Raw genomic sequence first — 17,097 nt, 5'->3', positions numbered from 1 at the left:
TCATTCCTCCCCGAGGAGTGTGTGGGTGTCAAAACAGCTCCGCGTGCCGTTGTGGCAGGCGGCCCCGGTCTGGTCCACCTTCAACAACACGGTGTCGCCGTCGCAGTCGATCTCCACGCTGCGCACGTGCTGGACGTGACCGGAGGTCTCCCCCTTGACCCACCGCGTCCCCCGCGAGCGCGAGAAGTACACCCCGCGCCGCGTGGCCAGGGTCTCGGCGAGAGCGGCGTCGTCCATCCACGCCATCATCAGGACCCGGCCGTCGGACGCGTCCTGCACCACCGCCGCGATCAGGCCGTCCGCGGTGCGCGTGAGCCGGTCGGCGACGGACGGGTCCAGGACCGGATCGCTCATCGGACCGTGACCCCCTCGGCCGCCATGGCCTTCTTGACGTCGCCGATGGTCATCTCACCGAAGTGGAAGACACTGGCCGCGAGGACCGCGTCGGCTCCGGCCGCGACGGCGGGAGCGAAGTGCTCCACCGCACCGGCCCCGCCCGAGGCGATCACGGGAATGGTCACCGCCGCACGCACCGCACGGATCATGTCCAGGTCGAATCCCGCCTTGGTGCCGTCGGCGTCCATCGAGTTGAGCAGGATCTCCCCCACCCCCAGGTCCTGTCCGCGACGGGCCCACTCGACGGCGTCGATGCCGGTGCCCCGACGGCCACCGTGGGTGGTGACCTCCCAGCCCGACGGCGTGGGTGGCTCTCCCTGGGGAACCGTTCGCGCATCGACCGACAGGACGATGCATTGCGAACCGAAGCGCCTGCTGAGCTCGTCGAGGAGCTCGGGACGCGCGATGGCGGCGGTGTTGACACTGACCTTGTCCGCGCCCGCCCGCAGGAGTTGGTCCACGTCCTCGGCGGTACGCACCCCGCCCCCCACCGTGAGGGGGATGAAGACCTGCTCGGCCGTGCGGGTGACCACGTCGAGCATGGTTCCGCGGCCCGAGGACGAGGCCGTGACGTCGAGGAAGGTCAGCTCGTCCGCGCCCTGCGCGTCGTAGGCGGCGGCCAGCTCGACCGGATCCCCGGCGTCCCGGAGGTCGAGGAAGTTCACGCCCTTGACCACGCGGCCCGCGTCGACGTCGAGGCACGGGATCACCCGGGTGGCGAGTGTCATACCCGGGTCACCGTTCCCCGTCGAGCCACGGGCGGTTGCCGTCCGGCCCGGGGGTGGCCCGGCGGCGTCCGGCCTCGAAGAAGTTCCCGGGCTCGCCCAGCTCGCGGATGGTGCCGAGCACCTCGGCGTGGGCCCGCGGGCCGGCCGCGAGGATCGACTGGGAGTCGATCGACCACGGCTCACCGGCCAGGTCGGTGACCACTCCACCCGCCGCGCGGATGTGGGAGGCGCCCGCCGCGTTGTCCCAGGCGTAGTTGCCGAAGCTCACGGCGGCGGACAACCGGCTCGAGCCCACGAACGACAGGTCGACTCCCGTCGACCCGAACTTGCGTGTGCGCGCGGCGTCGAGGGTGAGCTGCTCGAACACCTCCCGGCGGTAGGCCGGCGGATAGGTCGTGCGGGCCCCCGTGTTGAGCGACCCGAGGCCCAGCGCCACGTCGCGGATGGAGACGTCGGCGATCCGCGGGATCTCCTCGTCGTTCTCCTTGAGCGGACCCCCGGCGATCGAGGTGAACCGCATCCCGAGCAGCGGGAGCCAGGTCAGGCCCAGAACGGGCTGCCGCTCGTGAACCAGCGAGACGAGGATGCCGGTGGTGGGTATGCCGAGGGAGTAGTTGGCCGTGCCGTCGATCGGGTCGACCACCCAGAGGGTCCCCTCGTTGACCGGCGGCCCGCCGTACTCCTCCCCGTGGACCTCGAGGCCGGTCCCCTCGCGCAGGGCGTCGGAGATCCGGCGTTCGAGCTCGAGGTCGAGCTCGGTCGCGAAATCGTTGCGCGAGCCCTTGACGCGGGTGCCCTCGGCGCCGAGACCCTCGACGAAGCGGGGGGTGACCTCCTCGAGGACGCGGGCCGCCAGTGCCAGCGCCTCCGCGGGGTCGACGGACAGGTCCGTCGGCAGGGTGTTTCCGGTCTGATCGGTCATCTCGGGCCTCCTGCTCGAGGTCAAACGGTCGGATGGAGCCACCGGCTGGTCACCGGTGGCTCAGCGGGCGCTCACCGCGGCGAGCGCCTCGGGGAGGGTGAAACGGCCCGCGTAGAGGGCCTTGCCCACGATCGCACCCTCGACGCCCTGGGGCACCAGCGTCGCGATGGCCTCCAGGTCCGCCACGGACGACACCCCTCCCGACGCCACCACGGGCGCACCCGTGACCGCGCACACCTGGGAGAGCATCTCGAGGTTGGGGCCGTTCAGCATCCCGTCCTTGGAGACGTCGGTGACGACGTATCTCGCGCAGCCGTCCTTGTCGAGACGCTCCAGCACCTCCCAGAGATTGCCGCCGTCGGACACCCACCCGCGGCCACGGAGTCGGGGTTCGCCGTCGATCACGCGCACGTCCAGGCCCACCGCGATGCGGTCCCCGTGGCGGGCGATCGCGGAGGCGCACCACTCCGGGTTCTCCAGCGCGGCGGTCCCCAGGTTCACCCGCGCGCACCCGGTCGCGAGCGCGGCCTCCAACGAGTCGTCGTCGCGGATCCCCCCGGACATCTCGACCCTGACGTCGAGCGCGCCGACGACCTCGGCCAGGAGGTCGCGGTTGGTCCCGCGACCGAAGGCGGCGTCGAGGTCCACCAGGTGGACCCACTCGGCGCCGTCCCGCTGCCACTGCATCGCGGCCTCGAGCGGCGAACCGTACGAGGTCTCGGTTCCGGCCTCCCCCTGCACCAGACGGACGGCCTGCCCGTCGGCGACGTCCACGGCGGGCAGCAGTTCGAGGTAAGAAGCGTTGGTCACGGGCATCAGCGTAGTCCGTCCGCCCGGGGCGGCTCCCCATCGCCCTCGGCCGGTCCCGACGCGCACGGCGGCTCCTCGAGGTGCGTCTCGCCGCCGAACTCCGCCTCGTCACGTGGCTCATCCCCGGGCTCGTCTCCGTACTCGGCACGGATAGCCCGGTCGGTGAGCCGCGTGGACACCCCGCCCATCGCCACGACGGTCAGCAGCACACCGGCCACCGCGACCACGGCGCGACCGGCCGGCGGAAGCGGGAGCATCGCCACCGCCAGGGCGGTCAGACCGAGGGACACCACTCCCGCCCCGCAGACCCCCAGTGCGAGGGCCGCGAACGACACGGGCGCCGGGCGAGCCCGGCGGTCAGCCAACGGATCGGATCCAGTTCTCGAGCAGCTGCAGGCCGGCGTCACCCGATTTCTCGGGGTGGAACTGGGTGGCCGACAGGGGGCCGTTCTCCACGGCGGCGACGAACCTCGTGCCGTGCCGGGCCCAGGTGACATCCGGCGGGGTCAGGTGGTCGGACGGCTCCATCGCCCACCGTTGCACGCCGTACGAGTGGACGAAGTAGAAGCGCTCGTCCGAGGGCATTCCGGCGAACAGCACACTGTGCTCGGGCGCCTCGACGGTGTTCCACCCCATGTGCGGCAGCACCGGCGCCTCCAACCGCTCCACCACACCGGGCCACTCGCCGCATCCCGCCGCCCCGGACTCGGCGTGCTCGCCGTCCGAGAACTCGGTCCCCCGCTCGAACATGACCTGCATCCCGACGCAGATTCCCAGGACGGGCCGACCGCCGGCGAGGCGTTCGCCGATGATCCGTGGTCCCTTGACGGCCCGGAGGCCCTCCATACACGCCGCGAACGCTCCGACCCCCGGGACGACGAGGGCGTCCGCCTCGGTGGCCACCCCGGGGTCGGAGGTGAGCTCGACCCGCGCACCGACACGCTCCAGCGCGCGGTGGGCGGAGCGGAGGTTGCCCGAGCCGTAGTCGAGGAGCGCCACCTGCGGGGCCAGTGAGGTCATGACCCCACTTTATCGTCCCGATGCAGCACGGTCAGATCACGCGCGGGCCGGGTGCGCCGGGCGCCCACCGCCGCGGGGCCGCCCACGACGAGGACGATTCCCGCCGCCACCATGAACAGGACCACGTAGCCGAACCCGGCGACCGCTCCCATGACCACCGATCCGAGGCCCGTGCCGGCGTCGAAGGAGATGTTCCACGAGGCGGACGCGGTCCCCAGGCGCGAGCGCGGCATCCGCTCGAAGGACCCGACGAGCGCCTCGTTCTGCACGGCGCCGAACCCGAGTCCGAACACCACGGTGGGGGCGATGAACCACCACGGGTTCGCCGACAGCGTGAGCAGGCCGGCGATCCCGGCCATGCCGAGCGCCGAGAACGCGAGCCCGGGCCAGACCAGCGCGCCGGGCCCGCGCCGATCGGAGACGAGGCCGGCGAAGGTGCGGCCGACGATCACGCCCACCCCGAGGAGGCCGAGACCGACCCCCGCGACGACCGCTCCGCTCCCCGAGACGATCGAGTCCAGGGCGGGTGAGAGGAAGGACGCGGCGGCGCCGTAGGGCAGGGAGACCGCCACCATGACGAGGAACGGCCCGGCGAGCAGCACGATCATCGCCCGGCGGCCGAGCGCGGACGGGTCGGAGGGCCTCGCGGGGGCTGGGTGCACATCGGGGAGTCGTGCGGCGGCGAGCAGGCCGAGAACTCCGAAGGCCGTGGCGCTCCAGGCGACCGTGGCCAGACCGAACACCTCCAGCAGCCACAGCCCGACGGGCAGGAAGATCGCCTCGGAGATGCCCACCGCGAGGCCGATCAGCGAGGTGGCTCGGCCGAGCATCCCGGGTGGCGCGAGCTCCGCGACCAGCGCGGAGCCGGCGACCGTCATCATGCCGAAGCCCGCCCCCGGACACCACTGACCGCCAGCACCGCGACCGGCGCGTCGAACAGGGCGAGCAGACCCGACGGCAGACCGAGGAGCGCGCTCCCGCTCGCGAGCACCCACCGGTACCCGATCGCCGCGGTGATCCTCGGGGTGAGCAGCTGGACCAGCACGGTGACCGTCATGAACACACCGGTGGTCGCCCCGGCGACCAGGTCGCTCCCCCCTCCCCGCAGCACAGCGAGAGGCACCACGGGCAGGAGCAGGGAGAAACCGCCGAAGGCGAGCAGGACCAGGATGAACGCCGCGGGCACACCGCGGGTCCGGGCCAGTTGAGCGAACCCGCCCGGCGTGGTGACGCCGTGTGTCACTTCGCCATCACAGGGCGCCCTTGGTCGAGGGGATCCCACTGATGCGGGGATCCGGTTCGACCGCGGCGCGCAGCGCCCGGGCGACGGCCTTGTACTCCGCCTCGGTGATGTGGTGGGGGTCGCGCCCGTAGTGCACGCGGACGTGCAGCGCGATACGGGCGTGCGACGCGAGGGTCTCGAAGACGTGCCGGTTGAGCACGGTGCCGTACGGGGCGCTGTCGTGCCCCACGACGACGTACCCGATCATGACGTCGGGTTCTCCGCTGTGGACGCAGTACGGGCGGCCCGAGACGTCGACAACCGCCTCGGCGAGGGTCTCGTCCATGGGGATCGAACACTGGCCGAACCGGCGGATGCCCCGCTTGTCGCCCAGCGCCTTCCCGAGCGCCTGTCCCAGCACGATGGCGGTGTCCTCGACGGTGTGGTGCGCCTCGATCTCGACGTCGCCCGTCGCGCGCACGGTGAGGTCGAACGCGCCGTGCTGACCGAACGCGGTGAGCATGTGGTCGAAGAACGGGACGCCGGTGGCGATCTCCGTCCGGCCGGTGCCGTCGAGATCGATCTCGACGACGATCGACGACTCCCTGGTGGTGCGCTCGACGCGACCCACTCGTCCACCCTGCTCGCTCATCGTCTCTCCCTCGTGGTGGTGATCTCTGTTCCCGCCAGCTCGGCGCTCACCTGCAGCAGCCGGTCGTTCTCGCTCTCCAGCCCGATGGTCGCACGAAGACGGCCGGGGATGCCCACGTCGCGGATGAGCACGCCGGAGTCGAGGTAGCGGCGCCAGGCACGGGGCGCGTCCTCGAAGGGTCCGTAGAGCACGAAATTGGCCTCGCTGGGCAGCACGTCGTACCCGAGCGACTCGAGTCCCGCCGTGACACGCTTGCGCTCCTCGGCCAGCAGCGCGACCGAGGCCAGGGTCTCGTCGGCATGCCTCAGCGCGGCCGCGGCGGCCGCCTGCGCGATCACCGACAGGTGGTACGGCAGGCGGACGAGCAGAACCGCGTCGACGAACGCCGGGTCGGCCGCGAAGTACCCGAGCCGCCCGCCGGCGAACGCGAAGGCCTTGCTCATGGTGCGCGAGACGACCAGCTTCGCCGGGAACTCGGCCAGGAGCGTGCACGCGCTCGGCGAGGGGGAGAACTCCGCGTACGCCTCGTCGACCACGACGATCCCCGGTGCCGCGCCGATCAGCCGCCGCAGGTCGTCCAGCTCGATCACGTGGCCCGTCGGATTGTTGGGTGTCGTGAGGAAGACGATGTCGGGGCGGTGGCCGGCGATCGCCGCCAGCGCGGCCTCGACGTCGATCGCCAGGTCCGCACCCCGGTCGACCGGGATCCACTCGGTGTCCGTGCCCGCAGCGAGGATCGGGTGCATCGAGTAGCTGGGGACGAATCCCATCGCGCTGCGCCCGGGCCCGCCGAAGGCCTGCAGCAACTGCTGGAGGATCTCGTTGGAGCCGTTGGCCGCCCACACCATGTCCACGTCCACCTCCACGCCGGTCTGCCGGGTGAGGTAGGCGGCGAGGTCGGTGCGCAGGTCGACGGCGTCCCGGTCCGGGTAGCGGTTGAGGTCGGCCGCGGCCGCGGAGACCGCCTCCGCGATGTCGGCGACCAGCGCCGCGCTCGGCGGGTGCGGGTTCTCGTTGGTGTTGAGCTGCACCGGCACCTCGAGTTGTGGGGCTCCGTAGGCGCTCGTGCCGCGCAGGTTCTCGCGCAGTGGCAGCGCGTCCAGGCCGACGCCGCGACGGGGGGTGTCGTTCACTTCTGTCCCTCCTCGGCGGCGAGGTCCTCGAAGCGGGCCCGGACGGCCTCACCGTGGGCCGGCAGTCGCTCGGCGTCGGCGAGCGACACGACCGTCGGGGCGATCTCCTTGAGGGCGGCCCGGTCGTAGTCGATGACGTGGATACCGCGCAGGAAGGTCTGGACGCTCAACCCGGACGAGTGGCGTGCGGTCCCCGAGGTGGGCAGGACGTGGTTCGAGCCCGCCGCGTAGTCGCCGAGCGGCACCGGGGAGTAGGCACCCACGAAGATCGCCCCGGCGTTGCGGACGCGGGCGGCGTCGCCCGCCGGGTCACGGGTCTGCACCTCCAGGTGCTCGGCCGCGTACGCGTCCACCACGCGCAGGCCAGCGTCGATGTCGTCCACCAGGACGATGCCCGACTGCGGGCCCTCGAGCGCCTCGCGCACGCGGCCCGAGTTGAGGGTGACGGTGTAGCGGGCCCCGACCTCCCGGGCGACGGCGTCGGCGAGCTGCTCGGAGTCGGTGACCAGCACGCTCGCCGCGTTGGGGTCGTGCTCGGCCTGGCTGATGAGGTCGTAGGCGATGTGGACCGGGTCGGCCGTGTGGTCGGCCAGGACGGCGATCTCTGTGGGACCGGCCTCCGAATCGATCCCCACGACGCTGCGGCACAGTCGCTTGGCGGCGGTGACGTAGACGTTGCCGGGGCCGGTGACCATGTCGACGGGCTCGAGCTCGCGTCCGTCGGTGTCCTCGCCGCCGTGGGCGAGCAGGGCCACGGCCTGGGCGCCTCCGACGGCCCAGACCTCGTCCACCCCGAGCAGAGCACACGCGCCGAGGATGGTGGGGTGGGGCCAGCCACCGGAGTCGGCCTGGGGCGGGGAGGCCACCACGAGGGAACCGACCCCCGCGACCTGTGCCGGCACGACGTTCATGATGACGCTCGACGGGTACACGGCCTTGCCGCCGGGAACGTAGAGGCCCACCCGCTCGACGGGGACCCACTTCTCGGTGACGAAGCCGCCAGCGGCGACCTCGGTCACGGTGTCCGAGCGCCGCTGGGCGGAGTGGACGATCCTCGCGCGGCGGATGGCCTCGACCAGGGCCGCGCGCACGTCAGGGTCGAGGGCCTCGCCGGCCTCGGTGATGACCTCGGCGGGGACCCGCACCGAGGCGGGCCGCACCCGGTCGAACTTCTCGCCGTAGCCGAGCGCGGCTAAGGCCCCGTGCTCCCGGACCGCCTCGACCACCGGGCGGACGGTGCCGACGACGGAGTCGACGTCGGCGGCGCCTCGCGGGAGTGTGCGACGCAGCTCGGCGGTACCGAGGGTGCGACCGCGCAGGTCGATGCGGGAGAGCATGGTGTGGCCTTTCCTTTGATCACGGGACGTCGAGCAACCGGCCGACGGCCGCGAACCAGTCTAGGTGCGCCCGGGCCCGGGCCCGTGCCATGCCACCCTCGCGGGTGTCGTCGACGCGGTCGGGCGCACCCTCCGGCCGCTCACGCGCAGCAGGCGCCACCCTCGGAATCGGCGCCGGCCTCGTCGTCGTTCCTGGTGGTGTCACCCACCACCGGCGACGTCCCGAACGTCTCCGAGTCGGCCAGGACCGTGTAGATCTCCCACCGCTCGCCTCCCGGGCCGGTGACCCACACCTTGTCCTGGGTGGCGAAGCAGCAGGTCGTGCCGATCTCCTCGTCGGTGAACAGGCCGGCGTCGGTCAGTCGCGCGATCTCGCCGTGGACCTGCTCGCTGGACTCGACCTCGACGCCCAAGTGGTTGAGCGAGCCTCCCTGGCCCGGGTTCTCGAGCAGGACCAGCTTGAGGGGCGGCTGCTCCACCACGAAGTTGGCGTAGCCGGGCTTGCGCTTGGCTGGCTCGACGCGCAGCAGCGTCGAGTAGAACCGGACGGCCTCGTCGACGTCGTCGACGTTGAGGGCGAGTTGCACACGGGACATGGTCGGAACCTCCACCACTGAGATGTATATCGAAATTGTTGCACCGCCCAGGCAAGCAGCCTTTTCGATATTCGTCAAGAAGCTGGGTTAGACTCGCGGACATGCCCAAGGCCCTGCCCCTCCTCGACGTCAGCTCGCCGGTCTGCTGCGCGCCCGTATCGGCGGGGCCGATCGGCCACGAGGACGCCGTGGAGATCGCGCTGCGTCTCAAGGCCCTCGCCGACCCGGTCCGGATCCGACTGCTGTCGCTCCTTCTCACCAGTGACGACGGCGAGGTCCGCACCGGAGATCTGTCCGCCGCGACCGGCGTCGCGGAGTCGACCACCTCCCATCACCTGGGCCGGCTCCGCGAGGCCGGGATGATCGAGTCGGAGCGGCGCGGGATGAGCGTGTTCCACCGTGCCCGCGGGTCCGCGATCGACGCCCTGCGCGCCGCGCTCGACCCGAACTGTTGCACCTAGCCGAACCGGACCGCACCGTCCACCAGGTGTATGCGTGCGTCACATAGCGCCGCCACCCCCTCGTCGTGCGTGACCAGCATCAGCGCCACGTCGAACTCCCGCGCCGTGGCCAGGAGCAGGTCCATCACGACGGCGCCCGATTCCGAGTCCAGCGCACTGGTCGGCTCGTCCGCCAGGAGCATCGACGGACCGTGGACCAGCGCTCGTGCGACGGCCACCCGCTGGCGCTGCCCTCCCGACAGGGCTCCCACGGACCGATCGGCCATCGGCCCCAGGCCAACCCTGTCCAGGAGTTCGTCGGCTCGCACCCGCACCGCCGTCCGGCGCGCACGCGACGGCCGTCCCCCGAGCCAGGCCATGGCCTCGAGTTGCTCGCGCGCGGTGAGGGACTCGACCAGGTTGGACTGTTGGAAGACGATGCCGATCTCCGTCCGGCGCAGCTCGGCCGCCCGGCGGGCACTCACCGCCGCCAGGTCCACCTCGCCGTCGCGGGTCGCCAACCACACGTGACCGGAATCCGGCGGGGTGAGCGTGGCCGCGGCGGCCAGCAGACTGGACTTGCCCGAGCCGGAGGGCCCGGTCACCGCGAGACTGCGGCCGCGGTCGATCCCGCACGAGACGCGGTCCACGGCGGTGAGCCGGCCGTCGCCGTCGGGGTAGGTCAGGACGACGTCCTCCATCCGCAACCCGGCGGTCGCGGTGGGGTCGAGGCCAGCGGCACCGTGAACGGTGGCATGGGACATGGGGTTCTCCTGGAGAGGTAGAGGGTGTGACGACGAGGTCGCGCCGTCGCGGTGGGGACTCCGGATCACCGGAGCGCACCGAGGGCGGTGGACGGGTCCGCGGAGACGACGGGGCGCAGAGAGACGGCGGCTCCGGCCAGCCCGAGGACCGCCAGGAGGAGGGCGGGGAGCACGGTGGTGGCGGGCGAGACGACGTAGGGCACCGCCCCTGGCGCCACCACCCCGAACAGCGCGGCGATCCCCACGCCGCCTCCGATGCCCACCACCAGGACGATCGCCGCCTGGCCGACGGAGTCGCGCACCACCGCGGCGGTGGACGCACCCAGGGCCTTGAGCACCGCGACGTCACGGCGGCGCTGCAGGCCCCAGACAGCGAAGAACGCTCCCACGACCAGCGCGGTGACCGCCAGCAGCATGAACGTCATGGTGTTCAGCGAGGTGTTCTCGGCGCGGTGCGAGGGCAGCGAGGACACCAGGCCCTCGGCGTCGACCCCCGTCAGACCGGGCTGGGCCGCCGGGCCCCTGGACGCCCCCGGCCCCTCGGATGAGACGGCGACGGCGGTGGCCGCCCCACCGCGCGGGGCGAGCCCGCGCCACGTGGCCAAGTCGGTGACGACGACGGGGGTGTGCGAATGCCACAGGTCGCCGACCCCTCCGGTGACGCGCAGAGCGCTGCCGTCGACCCTGAGTACGGTCCCACCGGCGCCCACCTCGTCGTCGACGCCTGTAGAGGTCAGGACCTCCCCCGATGCGGGCGGCGTCAACGATCCCACGGGGCCGCCGAGACCCACGGCGACGGCCGAGGCGCCGGTCTCGGTCCCGTCGTCCACGCGGATGCGGGCAACGCCCAGGGGGACGGCTGAGGGGTCGGCTTCGGTCACCCGGTCCACCTGCTCGCCGGTGAGGGAGGCGCGATCGAGGTCCACGGCCCCGTCCTCGTCGGCAGGTAGGACGAAGGTCGAGTCGCCACTGCCCAGGGCCCGCAGCGCGGACACACTCTGGTGCGCCAGACCCGCGGTGAGCCCGAGCAGGCCGGCGACCAGTACGGACAGCAGCAGTACGACGCCCGTGATGAGCGCGAAGCGGCCCCGCGCGGTGCGCAGGTCGCGGAGTGCGAAGAACATGGGGTGTCCTCTCGTGGTGGTATGCGTCCAGGTTGGTCGCCGGCCGGGTCCCCCGAATCGCCCGAGCGGATGGTCTCGCGCACCCGGAAGGTCGATCGCCGCATCCATCCTTCGATGGATGCCCGGGGCGACGGCAACGGCTAGCGTCGACCGGGTGACCGGCCCGTCCCGCCCCCGAGCGAGCGCAGAGCTGCCTCCCGAGTCGGCCGGCGTCCGGGCGGTCTTCACCCAACTGCAGGTGGCCCTGCACACCCTCGTGGCGGCCCTGCTCGCGTTCACGCTGGTCAGCGCGCACCGGGACACCGCCGGCGAACCGGACCTCGTGGCGGTGGCGGCTGCGGTCGGATTCACCGCCGTGTACCTGGCCGGGACCGTGTGGGACCACCTACACGGGACCGGCCGGGCCGCGAGACTGTGGTGGCTCGCCGCTGTGCTGGCGCTGTGGTCGGTCCTGGTGATCCGGGTGCCGGAGGCCGCCTACCTGGCGTTTCCGCTGTTCTTCCTGGCCCAGTTCCTCCTGCCCGTGTGGGCCGGGATCGCGGCGGTCGCGGCACTCGCCACGGTGGCGATGATGGCCCTGGGGATGCACGGGGGGTTCACTCCCGCCGGGGTCGTGGGCCCCGCGGTGGGGGCGCTCGTCGCGGTGGGGCTGGGCACCGGCGTCCGGGCGCTCGACCGGGAGTCCCGGGCACGGCGCGAGGTGATCGCCGAGCTGGTCAGGACCCGCTCCGAGCTGGCTCATCGGGAGCGGGAGGTGGGCCGGGAAGCCGAGCGGGCCCGCCTTGCCGGCGAGATCCACGACACCGTCGCCCAGGGGCTCGCGAGCATCGGTATGTTGCTGCACGCCGTCGAGCGCGCGGACCCCTCGCACCCGGCCGTCGACCAGACCCGCCTCGCGCGAGAGGTGGCCGGCGAGAACCTCACCGAGACCCGCCGCCTCATCGCCGCGCTACGCCCGGCTCCGCTCGACGGCGTGTCGCTCGCGGGCGCACTGGGCCGTGTCGCGGAGCGGGCCCGCGCGGAGCATCCGGGGATCGAGGTGACCGCGGACTGCTCCCTCGAGGTCGACCCACCCCCCGAGGTCGCCGCCGTGCTCGTCCGCGTGGCGCAGGAGGCGTTGGCGAACGCGGTCACACACGCCTCACCCTCGAGGGTGGAGGTGACGCTGACCGGGTCATCCACCGCTGTCGCGCTCGAGGTACGCGATGACGGTCGGGGTTTCGACGTCGCCGCGCCTCGGCCCACCGCATCGTTCGGTCTGGACGGGATGGCGCGTCGGGTGTCCGGGCTGGGAGGAGAGTTCGACGTGAGCTCCGAGACCGGCGCGGGAACCACGATCCGCGCCGTGCTCCCGACGGTGGTGGGAGGCTCGGGGACATGACGACGACGAGCGTGCGCGTTCTGATCGCGGACGATCACGCGGTGGTCCGGACGGGACTTCGCGCGTTGGTCGCTTCGGACCCCGCCATCGAGGTGGTGGCCGACGTCCCCACCGCTGACGGCGCCGTCGAGCGGGCGCGGATCGGCGACGTGGACGTGGTGCTCATGGACCTGCGCTTCGCGGGTGACGCCTCCGCGGGCGTCAGGGCGACCCGGCGACTCCGCGCACTCGAGTCACCACCGCAGGTCTTGGTCCTGACCAGCCACGACACCGATGCGGACATCATCGGGGCGATCGAGGCCGGGGCCTGCGGGTACCTCCTCAAGGACGCCGGTCCCGACGAGCTGCTGGCCGCCGTCCGCGCCGCGGCGGCCGGGGAGAGCGCGCTCTCCCCGACCGTCGCCGCCACTCTGATGACCCGGCTGCGCGACCCACGGCCGGTGCTGACCGATCGCGAGGTGGAGGTGTTGCGGGCGGTGGCGACGGGCGAGACCAATCGGCAGGTCGCGACGTCCCTGCACGTGTCGGAGGCGACGGTCAAGACGCACCTCGTGCACGTCTTCGACAAACTCGGTGTGACGTCCCGGACGGCCGCGGTGGCCAGGGCCCGCGAGCTCGGGGTGGTGTAGCGACTACTGCGTGTCCTGACCTCGGCGTGATCTTCAGTCGATACTCATCCGCCCACCTCGCCGCAGTTTCTAAGCTCGTCCCATGCGGAGACTCCCCTGGATCATCGGCGCTGTCGTCGTCATCGTCGTCGTCGCGCTGATCGCAGCGCCCTACCTCTACAAGGCCGTGCGTGGAGGTGACGACGCGCCGGCCGCGACCGTCTCCGTCGACGGAGCCGAGGAGGCGACCGGCACCCTGGAGGGCACGTGGGTGGTGGTGCCGGGGACCGCGCCCAACGAGACGACCGCCGGGTACACGGTCAACGAGATCCTGCGGGGGGAGCCGGTCACCGTCGTCGGCAGCACCGACCAGGTGAGCGGGCGGGCGGTCGTGTCCGGGACCACCCTCGAGTCCGCATCGTTCGACGTGCAGGTGGCGGGAATCGAGACGGACATCGACCAGCGCGACGTTCAGGCCCGCTCCCCCCAGATCCTCGACACCGGGTCCCATCCCTCGGCGACACTCACCGTGGCCGAACCTGTGGATCTGGCTGCGGTGCCGTCGGACGGCACAACGGTATCGATCCCGATGGTGGTCGAGCTGACGATCAAGGGCACGACCGTGCGTGAGCACACCGAGGTGACCGTCCTGCGGACGGGCGACGCCCTGATCGCCTCCGGCGCGGTCCCCCTCACCTGGGCCGAGGTCGGGGTCGAGCCGCCGAGCCTCGGTTTCGTCGCCGTGGAACCGGCCGGAACGATCGACTTCCTGGTGAGCCTGGCCCGGCAGTAGCCGTGCCTCGGTTTCGATACGCTTCCTGCTCCCCCGTCGGAAGCGGATGCACCGCTCCCCCGGGCTAGGCCGCCAGGAAGAGAATCAGGCTCAGGGTGAGCACCGGTTCGGGCCGGCTCCCGGACCGGGCCCACTCGCCGTCGTGCGGCAGCCGACGACAACGACTGTTCAGCTGGTCGCCACCCCGCCGACAGGGACCCGGCACCAGACCCTCCTACGGTCACCTGGTCAGTCACTCAGCCATTGCCCAGGAAAGGCCCCCGATGCGCTCACGGACCATCTGCTCAGGCGTCCTCACGGTCGCTCTCGCCGCCGGCGCGGCGCTGGCGATACCCGCCGCCGCCCCCGCCGCTCCCGCCACCAGCGTGGTGATCAACGAGGTCGAGTCCAACGGTGACGCCGTGGGCGACTGGGTGGAGCTGGCCAACCTCGACACAGAGCAGGACGTGGATGTCTCGGGCTGGACGCTGATCGACGACGACCCCACGCACGATCCGATCGTCATCCCCGAGGGGACCACCATCGAGTCCGGTGGATACTGGTCCGTCCACACCGACGTGGACCCGGACTACTTCGGGCTCGGCGGCAACGATTCGGTGATCCTCCGGGACGCGGGCGGTGAGATCGTCGACTCCACCACCTGGTCGGGTCACTCGCCCACCACCTGGGGCCGTATCCCCGACATGACGGGCGGGTTCGCCGTGACCGGTGAACCCACCCGCAACGCCCGGAACGTCGCGGCAGTCGAGGATCAGCCCGTCATCACGTCTCCATGGCCCTTCGACCCGCTGACGATCACCCCCGTCGCGCTCGGTGGCGCCTTCGCCGAGGACGACGACATGTCGGGCGTCGACATCGCGGCCGACGGCACCGCCTACGTGGTGAACAACGGCACCGGCACGCTGTACGTCCTGGCCTACGATCCGGTCGCCGGCACGTACTCGCTCTCGCGCACCTTCGTCCTGAAGTACCCCGACGGCTCGGGGCGTCCCGATGCCGAAGGCGTCACCGTGGGTCCGGACGGCATGATCTACGTGGCCACCGAGCGTGACAACGAGTCCGGCAGCACCAGTCGCCCCTCGATCCTGCGCTTCGTCCTGCCCGCCGGCCGCGATTCCGGCACGCTCAGCGCCACGGACGAGTACTCGCTGACCTCACTCACCGGGCTGATCGGCGCGAACGCCGGCCTCGAGGCCATCGAGTACCTCCCCGAGGCATTCGGCGGAGCCTTCGCCGTGGGCGTCGAGGGGACCGGGAAGATCCACTTCGTGCGGCTGGGTGCCGAAGGTGCGGTGACCGAGATGCAGACGTATCCCTCCCCGTTCACGGGCGTGATGGCCCTCGACCACGACGAGGTGTCCGGCGTCCTGCGGGTGCTGTGCGACGAGGTCTGCGAGGGACGCTCGGTCGAGATGACCTACGACGGGACCGGGTTCGTCACCGACGGCACCCTCTACGCCCGGCCGGCCGGCATGCCCAACCTCGCCAACGAGGGCTTCGCCTCTCACCGCGAGACCGTCGAGTGCCACCTGGGAGGCGCCACCGGCACCGCCGAGCGGGTCCGGTTCCTGTGGGCCGACGACGCGGGCACCGCAGGGTTTGGTCTGCGTACCGCCGTTTCCGACGCCGGTGAGTGCACCGTGGAGGACGACGCGGACCCCGGCTCGGGATCGGCCTCCGGGTCAGTCTCCGGAGCCGGGCTCGGCGCCGGATCCCTCGCGGGGCTCCTACCCTTCATGCCAGCCGACGCGCTGATCTGAGTGCACCCGACTCAAGCCACATTTTGTGACCTGAGTCGGGAATACTCAACTACGGCGGTGAGTTGAACCGTGTGCGATCCCGGAGACGCCGGGCGCATCCCGACCAGTCCTGAAGGAGACCATCATGGCCACCACCACCCGTTTCGATCCGTTCCGTGAGCTCGATCGCCTCCTGGGCGAGGGGCTGCGCAGCGCGACCGCGTCCACCTCTCTGCCGATGGACCTGTACAAGGAGGGCGATCGCTTCGTGGGCCTCATCGACCTCCCGGGCGTCGATCCCTCCAGCATCGACATCGACGTGGAGGACCGCACCCTCACCGTCCGTGCCGAACGCCGCGCGCCGGCGGAGGGTGATGCCCAGTGGCTCATGCATGAGCGTCAGTCGGGCACCTTCGCCCGGCAGCTCGCCCTGGGCAAGGGCCTGGCGACCGACAAGATCGAGGCCGACTACAGCGACGGCGTGCTGCGCCTGGTGATCCCCGTGGCCGAGGAGGCCCAGCCGCGCAAGATCTCCGTCTCCCACGGCGCCCGGAAGGCCGAGCAGGCAGAGATCGTCGAAGGTTCCGCCGACCTCGGGAGCTGACCGCGATTCTCGTGGCCACCTGACCACCGCCCGGCCCCACACCAGGCCGGGCGGTGGTTTTCCTTCGGCTCGCGCACCCCGGCAACGTCCACGCGCTCACCTGCCGCCTCACGGCGCACCGGGATCACCCACCACCACCAGGACATCCGTCGCGCGAGACAGCCCCACGTACACCCTCTCGCGGACCCGGTCCATGCCGTCGTGGTGGTTGCACACCAGCACCACGGCGCGGCGCTCCAGGCCCTTGAACCCGAGCACGTGGCCGTAGACGATGTCCTCGCCACTCCAGAACGTCTCCCAGTAGGGGTCATTCCCGCTTTCCTGCGCCTCGACCTGCATCGGGTGCCGCGATCCGGTGGTCAGCAACGCGACGTCCCGCGGTTCCCAGCCCTCGTCGAGCAGTCGCATGGCCTCGTCGTCACCGGCCGCTACGGCGTCAGTGCCCTCCGGCACCTCGACGTAACGGACCGCGGGCCCCGAGCCGCCGCGCAGCTCCATCCGTTGTCCCACCAGGGGCAGGAAGGCACTCGCGATCTGACGCGTGTTTCGCAGATTGTGATCGAGCACCAGCGGCACCAGGTCGACGGGCGGCCGACCGGTCCGATGGACCACGCTCTGCCCGGCGTCGCCGACGATCATCAGACGGCCGCGCTCACGATCGCGCCTTGAGCTCGATCGCCACGATCCCCGCCCCGGGCATGGCCACGAGGACGTCCACCTCGTGTTCCTTCTCCGCAGTGGAGACGCGCTGCCCCACCACACCGGGGTGAGATCTTCGCGACACCATGTCAGCATGATACTGACATGATGTTAGCATATTCTCCGTTC

Annotated in this window: 21 protein-coding genes and 1 pseudogene; 6 read left to right on the top strand and 16 right to left on the bottom strand. The window is 71.7% G+C overall.

The window, feature by feature from the left end:
* The 12 genes from hisI to CT688_RS06820 form a co-directional block, all read right to left on the bottom strand.
* The gene (gene hisI / locus CT688_RS06870) at positions 1 to 354 is read right to left on the bottom strand and encodes a phosphoribosyl-AMP cyclohydrolase (RefSeq protein ID WP_107756288.1); all 354 of its coding nucleotides are present in this window, start codon (positions 352 to 354) and stop codon (positions 1 to 3) included.
* A complete protein-coding gene (gene hisF, locus CT688_RS06865) occupies positions 351 to 1,124 on the bottom strand; it encodes an imidazole glycerol phosphate synthase subunit HisF (protein ID WP_107756287.1) in 774 nt (257 codons plus the stop codon). The genes hisI and hisF overlap by 4 nt, the downstream gene beginning before the upstream one ends.
* 7 nt (positions 1,125 to 1,131) lie before the next feature.
* The gene (locus tag CT688_RS06860; RefSeq protein WP_107756286.1) at positions 1,132 to 2,046 is read right to left on the bottom strand and encodes an inositol monophosphatase; all 915 of its coding nucleotides are present in this window, start codon (positions 2,044 to 2,046) and stop codon (positions 1,132 to 1,134) included.
* A 60-nt stretch (positions 2,047 to 2,106) separates the two neighbouring features.
* Complete coding sequence (priA, locus tag CT688_RS06855) at positions 2,107 to 2,862, bottom strand: bifunctional 1-(5-phosphoribosyl)-5-((5-phosphoribosylamino)methylideneamino)imidazole-4-carboxamide isomerase/phosphoribosylanthranilate isomerase PriA (RefSeq protein ID WP_107756285.1); 756 nt, start codon at positions 2,860 to 2,862, stop codon at positions 2,107 to 2,109.
* Entirely contained in the window at positions 2,862 to 3,191 is a 330-nt protein-coding gene (locus CT688_RS06850; RefSeq protein WP_107756284.1) for a hypothetical protein, read from the bottom strand. Before CT688_RS06850 ends, priA begins: the two co-directional genes overlap by 1 nt.
* A 22-nt stretch (positions 3,192 to 3,213) precedes the next feature.
* A complete protein-coding gene (gene hisH / locus CT688_RS06845) occupies positions 3,214 to 3,876 on the bottom strand; it encodes an imidazole glycerol phosphate synthase subunit HisH (protein ID WP_107756283.1) in 663 nt (220 codons plus the stop codon).
* Positions 3,873 to 4,757 carry an MFS transporter gene (locus CT688_RS06840; protein ID WP_234414854.1) on the bottom strand — a complete coding sequence of 295 codons (885 nt, stop codon included), beginning with the start codon at positions 4,755 to 4,757 and terminating at the stop codon, positions 3,873 to 3,875. Before CT688_RS06840 ends, hisH begins: the two co-directional genes overlap by 4 nt.
* A complete protein-coding gene (locus tag CT688_RS17690) occupies positions 4,754 to 5,119 on the bottom strand; it encodes a hypothetical protein (protein WP_234414853.1) in 366 nt (121 codons plus the stop codon). Before CT688_RS17690 ends, CT688_RS06840 begins: the two co-directional genes overlap by 4 nt.
* Positions 5,120 to 5,126: 7 nt before the next feature.
* The gene (gene hisB, locus CT688_RS06835) at positions 5,127 to 5,750 is read right to left on the bottom strand and encodes an imidazoleglycerol-phosphate dehydratase HisB (RefSeq protein ID WP_107756282.1); all 624 of its coding nucleotides are present in this window, start codon (positions 5,748 to 5,750) and stop codon (positions 5,127 to 5,129) included.
* Positions 5,747 to 6,883 (bottom strand): histidinol-phosphate transaminase, encoded by a 1,137-nt coding sequence (locus CT688_RS06830; RefSeq protein ID WP_107756281.1) that lies wholly within the window; start codon positions 6,881 to 6,883, stop codon positions 5,747 to 5,749. The genes hisB and CT688_RS06830 overlap by 4 nt, the downstream gene beginning before the upstream one ends.
* Complete coding sequence (gene hisD, locus CT688_RS06825; protein WP_107756280.1) at positions 6,880 to 8,220, bottom strand: histidinol dehydrogenase; 1,341 nt, start codon at positions 8,218 to 8,220, stop codon at positions 6,880 to 6,882. The genes CT688_RS06830 and hisD overlap by 4 nt, the downstream gene beginning before the upstream one ends.
* 140 nt (positions 8,221 to 8,360) lie before the next feature.
* Positions 8,361 to 8,816, bottom strand: coding sequence for an ArsI/CadI family heavy metal resistance metalloenzyme (locus CT688_RS06820; RefSeq protein WP_107756279.1), 456 nt, complete (start codon positions 8,814 to 8,816; stop codon positions 8,361 to 8,363).
* Between the two features lie 101 nt (positions 8,817 to 8,917).
* On the opposite strand from CT688_RS06820, the gene CT688_RS06815 reads away from it, so the two are divergent.
* A complete protein-coding gene (locus CT688_RS06815; protein WP_107756278.1) occupies positions 8,918 to 9,277 on the top strand; it encodes an Rv2640c family ArsR-like transcriptional regulator in 360 nt (119 codons plus the stop codon).
* On the opposite strand, the gene CT688_RS06810 is transcribed toward CT688_RS06815, so the two are convergent.
* Together CT688_RS06810 and CT688_RS06805 are read right to left on the bottom strand one after the other, a co-directional pair.
* Positions 9,274 to 10,020: an ABC transporter ATP-binding protein gene (locus CT688_RS06810; RefSeq protein ID WP_107756277.1), complete on the bottom strand. Its 747-nt coding sequence runs from the start codon at positions 10,018 to 10,020 to the stop codon at positions 9,274 to 9,276. The genes CT688_RS06815 and CT688_RS06810 overlap by 4 nt on opposite strands.
* A gap of 65 nt (positions 10,021 to 10,085) precedes the next feature.
* The gene (locus CT688_RS06805) at positions 10,086 to 11,144 is read right to left on the bottom strand and encodes an FtsX-like permease family protein (RefSeq protein ID WP_107756276.1); all 1,059 of its coding nucleotides are present in this window, start codon (positions 11,142 to 11,144) and stop codon (positions 10,086 to 10,088) included.
* 154 nt (positions 11,145 to 11,298) lie between these two features.
* Between CT688_RS06805 and CT688_RS06800 the strand changes: the two genes are divergently transcribed.
* The 5 genes from CT688_RS06800 to CT688_RS06780 all read left to right on the top strand — a co-directional run bounded on the left by CT688_RS06800 (position 11,299) and on the right by CT688_RS06780 (position 16,269).
* Positions 11,299 to 12,525 (top strand): sensor histidine kinase, encoded by a 1,227-nt coding sequence (locus CT688_RS06800; RefSeq protein ID WP_107756275.1) that lies wholly within the window; start codon positions 11,299 to 11,301, stop codon positions 12,523 to 12,525.
* Complete coding sequence (locus CT688_RS06795) at positions 12,522 to 13,154, top strand: response regulator transcription factor (RefSeq protein ID WP_107756274.1); 633 nt, start codon at positions 12,522 to 12,524, stop codon at positions 13,152 to 13,154. The genes CT688_RS06800 and CT688_RS06795 overlap by 4 nt, the downstream gene beginning before the upstream one ends.
* Before the next feature lie 82 nt (positions 13,155 to 13,236).
* Positions 13,237 to 13,926 (top strand): YceI family protein, encoded by a 690-nt coding sequence (locus tag CT688_RS06790; RefSeq protein WP_107756273.1) that lies wholly within the window; start codon positions 13,237 to 13,239, stop codon positions 13,924 to 13,926.
* A gap of 263 nt (positions 13,927 to 14,189) precedes the next feature.
* A complete protein-coding gene (locus tag CT688_RS06785) occupies positions 14,190 to 15,686 on the top strand; it encodes a lamin tail domain-containing protein (protein ID WP_107756272.1) in 1,497 nt (498 codons plus the stop codon).
* A gap of 124 nt (positions 15,687 to 15,810) precedes the next feature.
* Positions 15,811 to 16,269: an Hsp20/alpha crystallin family protein gene (locus tag CT688_RS06780; RefSeq protein ID WP_107756271.1), complete on the top strand. Its 459-nt coding sequence runs from the start codon at positions 15,811 to 15,813 to the stop codon at positions 16,267 to 16,269.
* A gap of 108 nt (positions 16,270 to 16,377) precedes the next feature.
* On the opposite strand, the pseudogene CT688_RS06775 reads toward CT688_RS06780, so the two are convergent.
* Both CT688_RS06775 and CT688_RS17940 read right to left on the bottom strand, forming a co-directional pair.
* Positions 16,378 to 16,932 (bottom strand): annotated as a pseudogene (locus CT688_RS06775) (ATP-binding domain-containing protein); the annotation flags it as partial.
* Positions 16,922 to 17,056, bottom strand: coding sequence for a hypothetical protein (locus CT688_RS17940; RefSeq protein ID WP_255412671.1), 135 nt, complete (start codon positions 17,054 to 17,056; stop codon positions 16,922 to 16,924). The pseudogene CT688_RS06775 and the gene CT688_RS17940, both read right to left, overlap by 11 nt.
* Positions 17,057 to 17,097: the final 41 nt, after the last annotated feature.

The sequence above is a fragment of the Dietzia sp. JS16-p6b genome (assembly GCF_003052165.1).
GTDB lineage: Bacteria > Actinomycetota > Actinomycetes > Mycobacteriales > Mycobacteriaceae > Dietzia.
This window is presented reverse-complemented; position numbering and strand designations above follow the sequence as displayed.

Bases quoted from the DNA above. Each gene is read 5' to 3' on its own strand.
- hisI (WP_107756288.1), bottom strand. From the start codon at position 354: ATGAGCGATCCGGTCCTGGACCCGTCCGTCGCCGACCGGCTCACGCGC.
- hisF (WP_107756287.1), bottom strand. From the start codon at position 1,124: ATGACACTCGCCACCCGGGTGATCCCGTGCCTCGACGTCGACGCGGGC.
- CT688_RS06860 (WP_107756286.1), bottom strand. From the start codon at position 2,046: ATGACCGATCAGACCGGAAACACCCTGCCGACGGACCTGTCCGTCGAC.
- priA (WP_107756285.1), bottom strand. From the start codon at position 2,862: ATGCCCGTGACCAACGCTTCTTACCTCGAACTGCTGCCCGCCGTGGAC.
- hisH (WP_107756283.1), bottom strand. From the start codon at position 3,876: ATGACCTCACTGGCCCCGCAGGTGGCGCTCCTCGACTACGGCTCGGGC.
- CT688_RS06840 (WP_234414854.1), bottom strand. From the start codon at position 4,757: ATGATGACGGTCGCCGGCTCCGCGCTGGTCGCGGAGCTCGCGCCACCC.
- hisB (WP_107756282.1), bottom strand. From the start codon at position 5,750: ATGAGCGAGCAGGGTGGACGAGTGGGTCGCGTCGAGCGCACCACCAGG.
- hisD (WP_107756280.1), bottom strand. From the start codon at position 8,220: ATGCTCTCCCGCATCGACCTGCGCGGTCGCACCCTCGGTACCGCCGAG.
- CT688_RS06820 (WP_107756279.1), bottom strand. From the start codon at position 8,816: ATGTCCCGTGTGCAACTCGCCCTCAACGTCGACGACGTCGACGAGGCC.
- CT688_RS06815 (WP_107756278.1), top strand. From the start codon at position 8,918: ATGCCCAAGGCCCTGCCCCTCCTCGACGTCAGCTCGCCGGTCTGCTGC.
- CT688_RS06810 (WP_107756277.1), bottom strand. From the start codon at position 10,020: ATGTCCCATGCCACCGTTCACGGTGCCGCTGGCCTCGACCCCACCGCG.
- CT688_RS06805 (WP_107756276.1), bottom strand. From the start codon at position 11,144: ATGTTCTTCGCACTCCGCGACCTGCGCACCGCGCGGGGCCGCTTCGCG.
- CT688_RS06795 (WP_107756274.1), top strand. From the start codon at position 12,522: ATGACGACGACGAGCGTGCGCGTTCTGATCGCGGACGATCACGCGGTG.
- CT688_RS06790 (WP_107756273.1), top strand. From the start codon at position 13,237: ATGCGGAGACTCCCCTGGATCATCGGCGCTGTCGTCGTCATCGTCGTC.
- CT688_RS06785 (WP_107756272.1), top strand. From the start codon at position 14,190: ATGCGCTCACGGACCATCTGCTCAGGCGTCCTCACGGTCGCTCTCGCC.
- CT688_RS06780 (WP_107756271.1), top strand. From the start codon at position 15,811: ATGGCCACCACCACCCGTTTCGATCCGTTCCGTGAGCTCGATCGCCTC.
- CT688_RS17940 (WP_255412671.1), bottom strand. From the start codon at position 17,056: ATGGTGTCGCGAAGATCTCACCCCGGTGTGGTGGGGCAGCGCGTCTCC.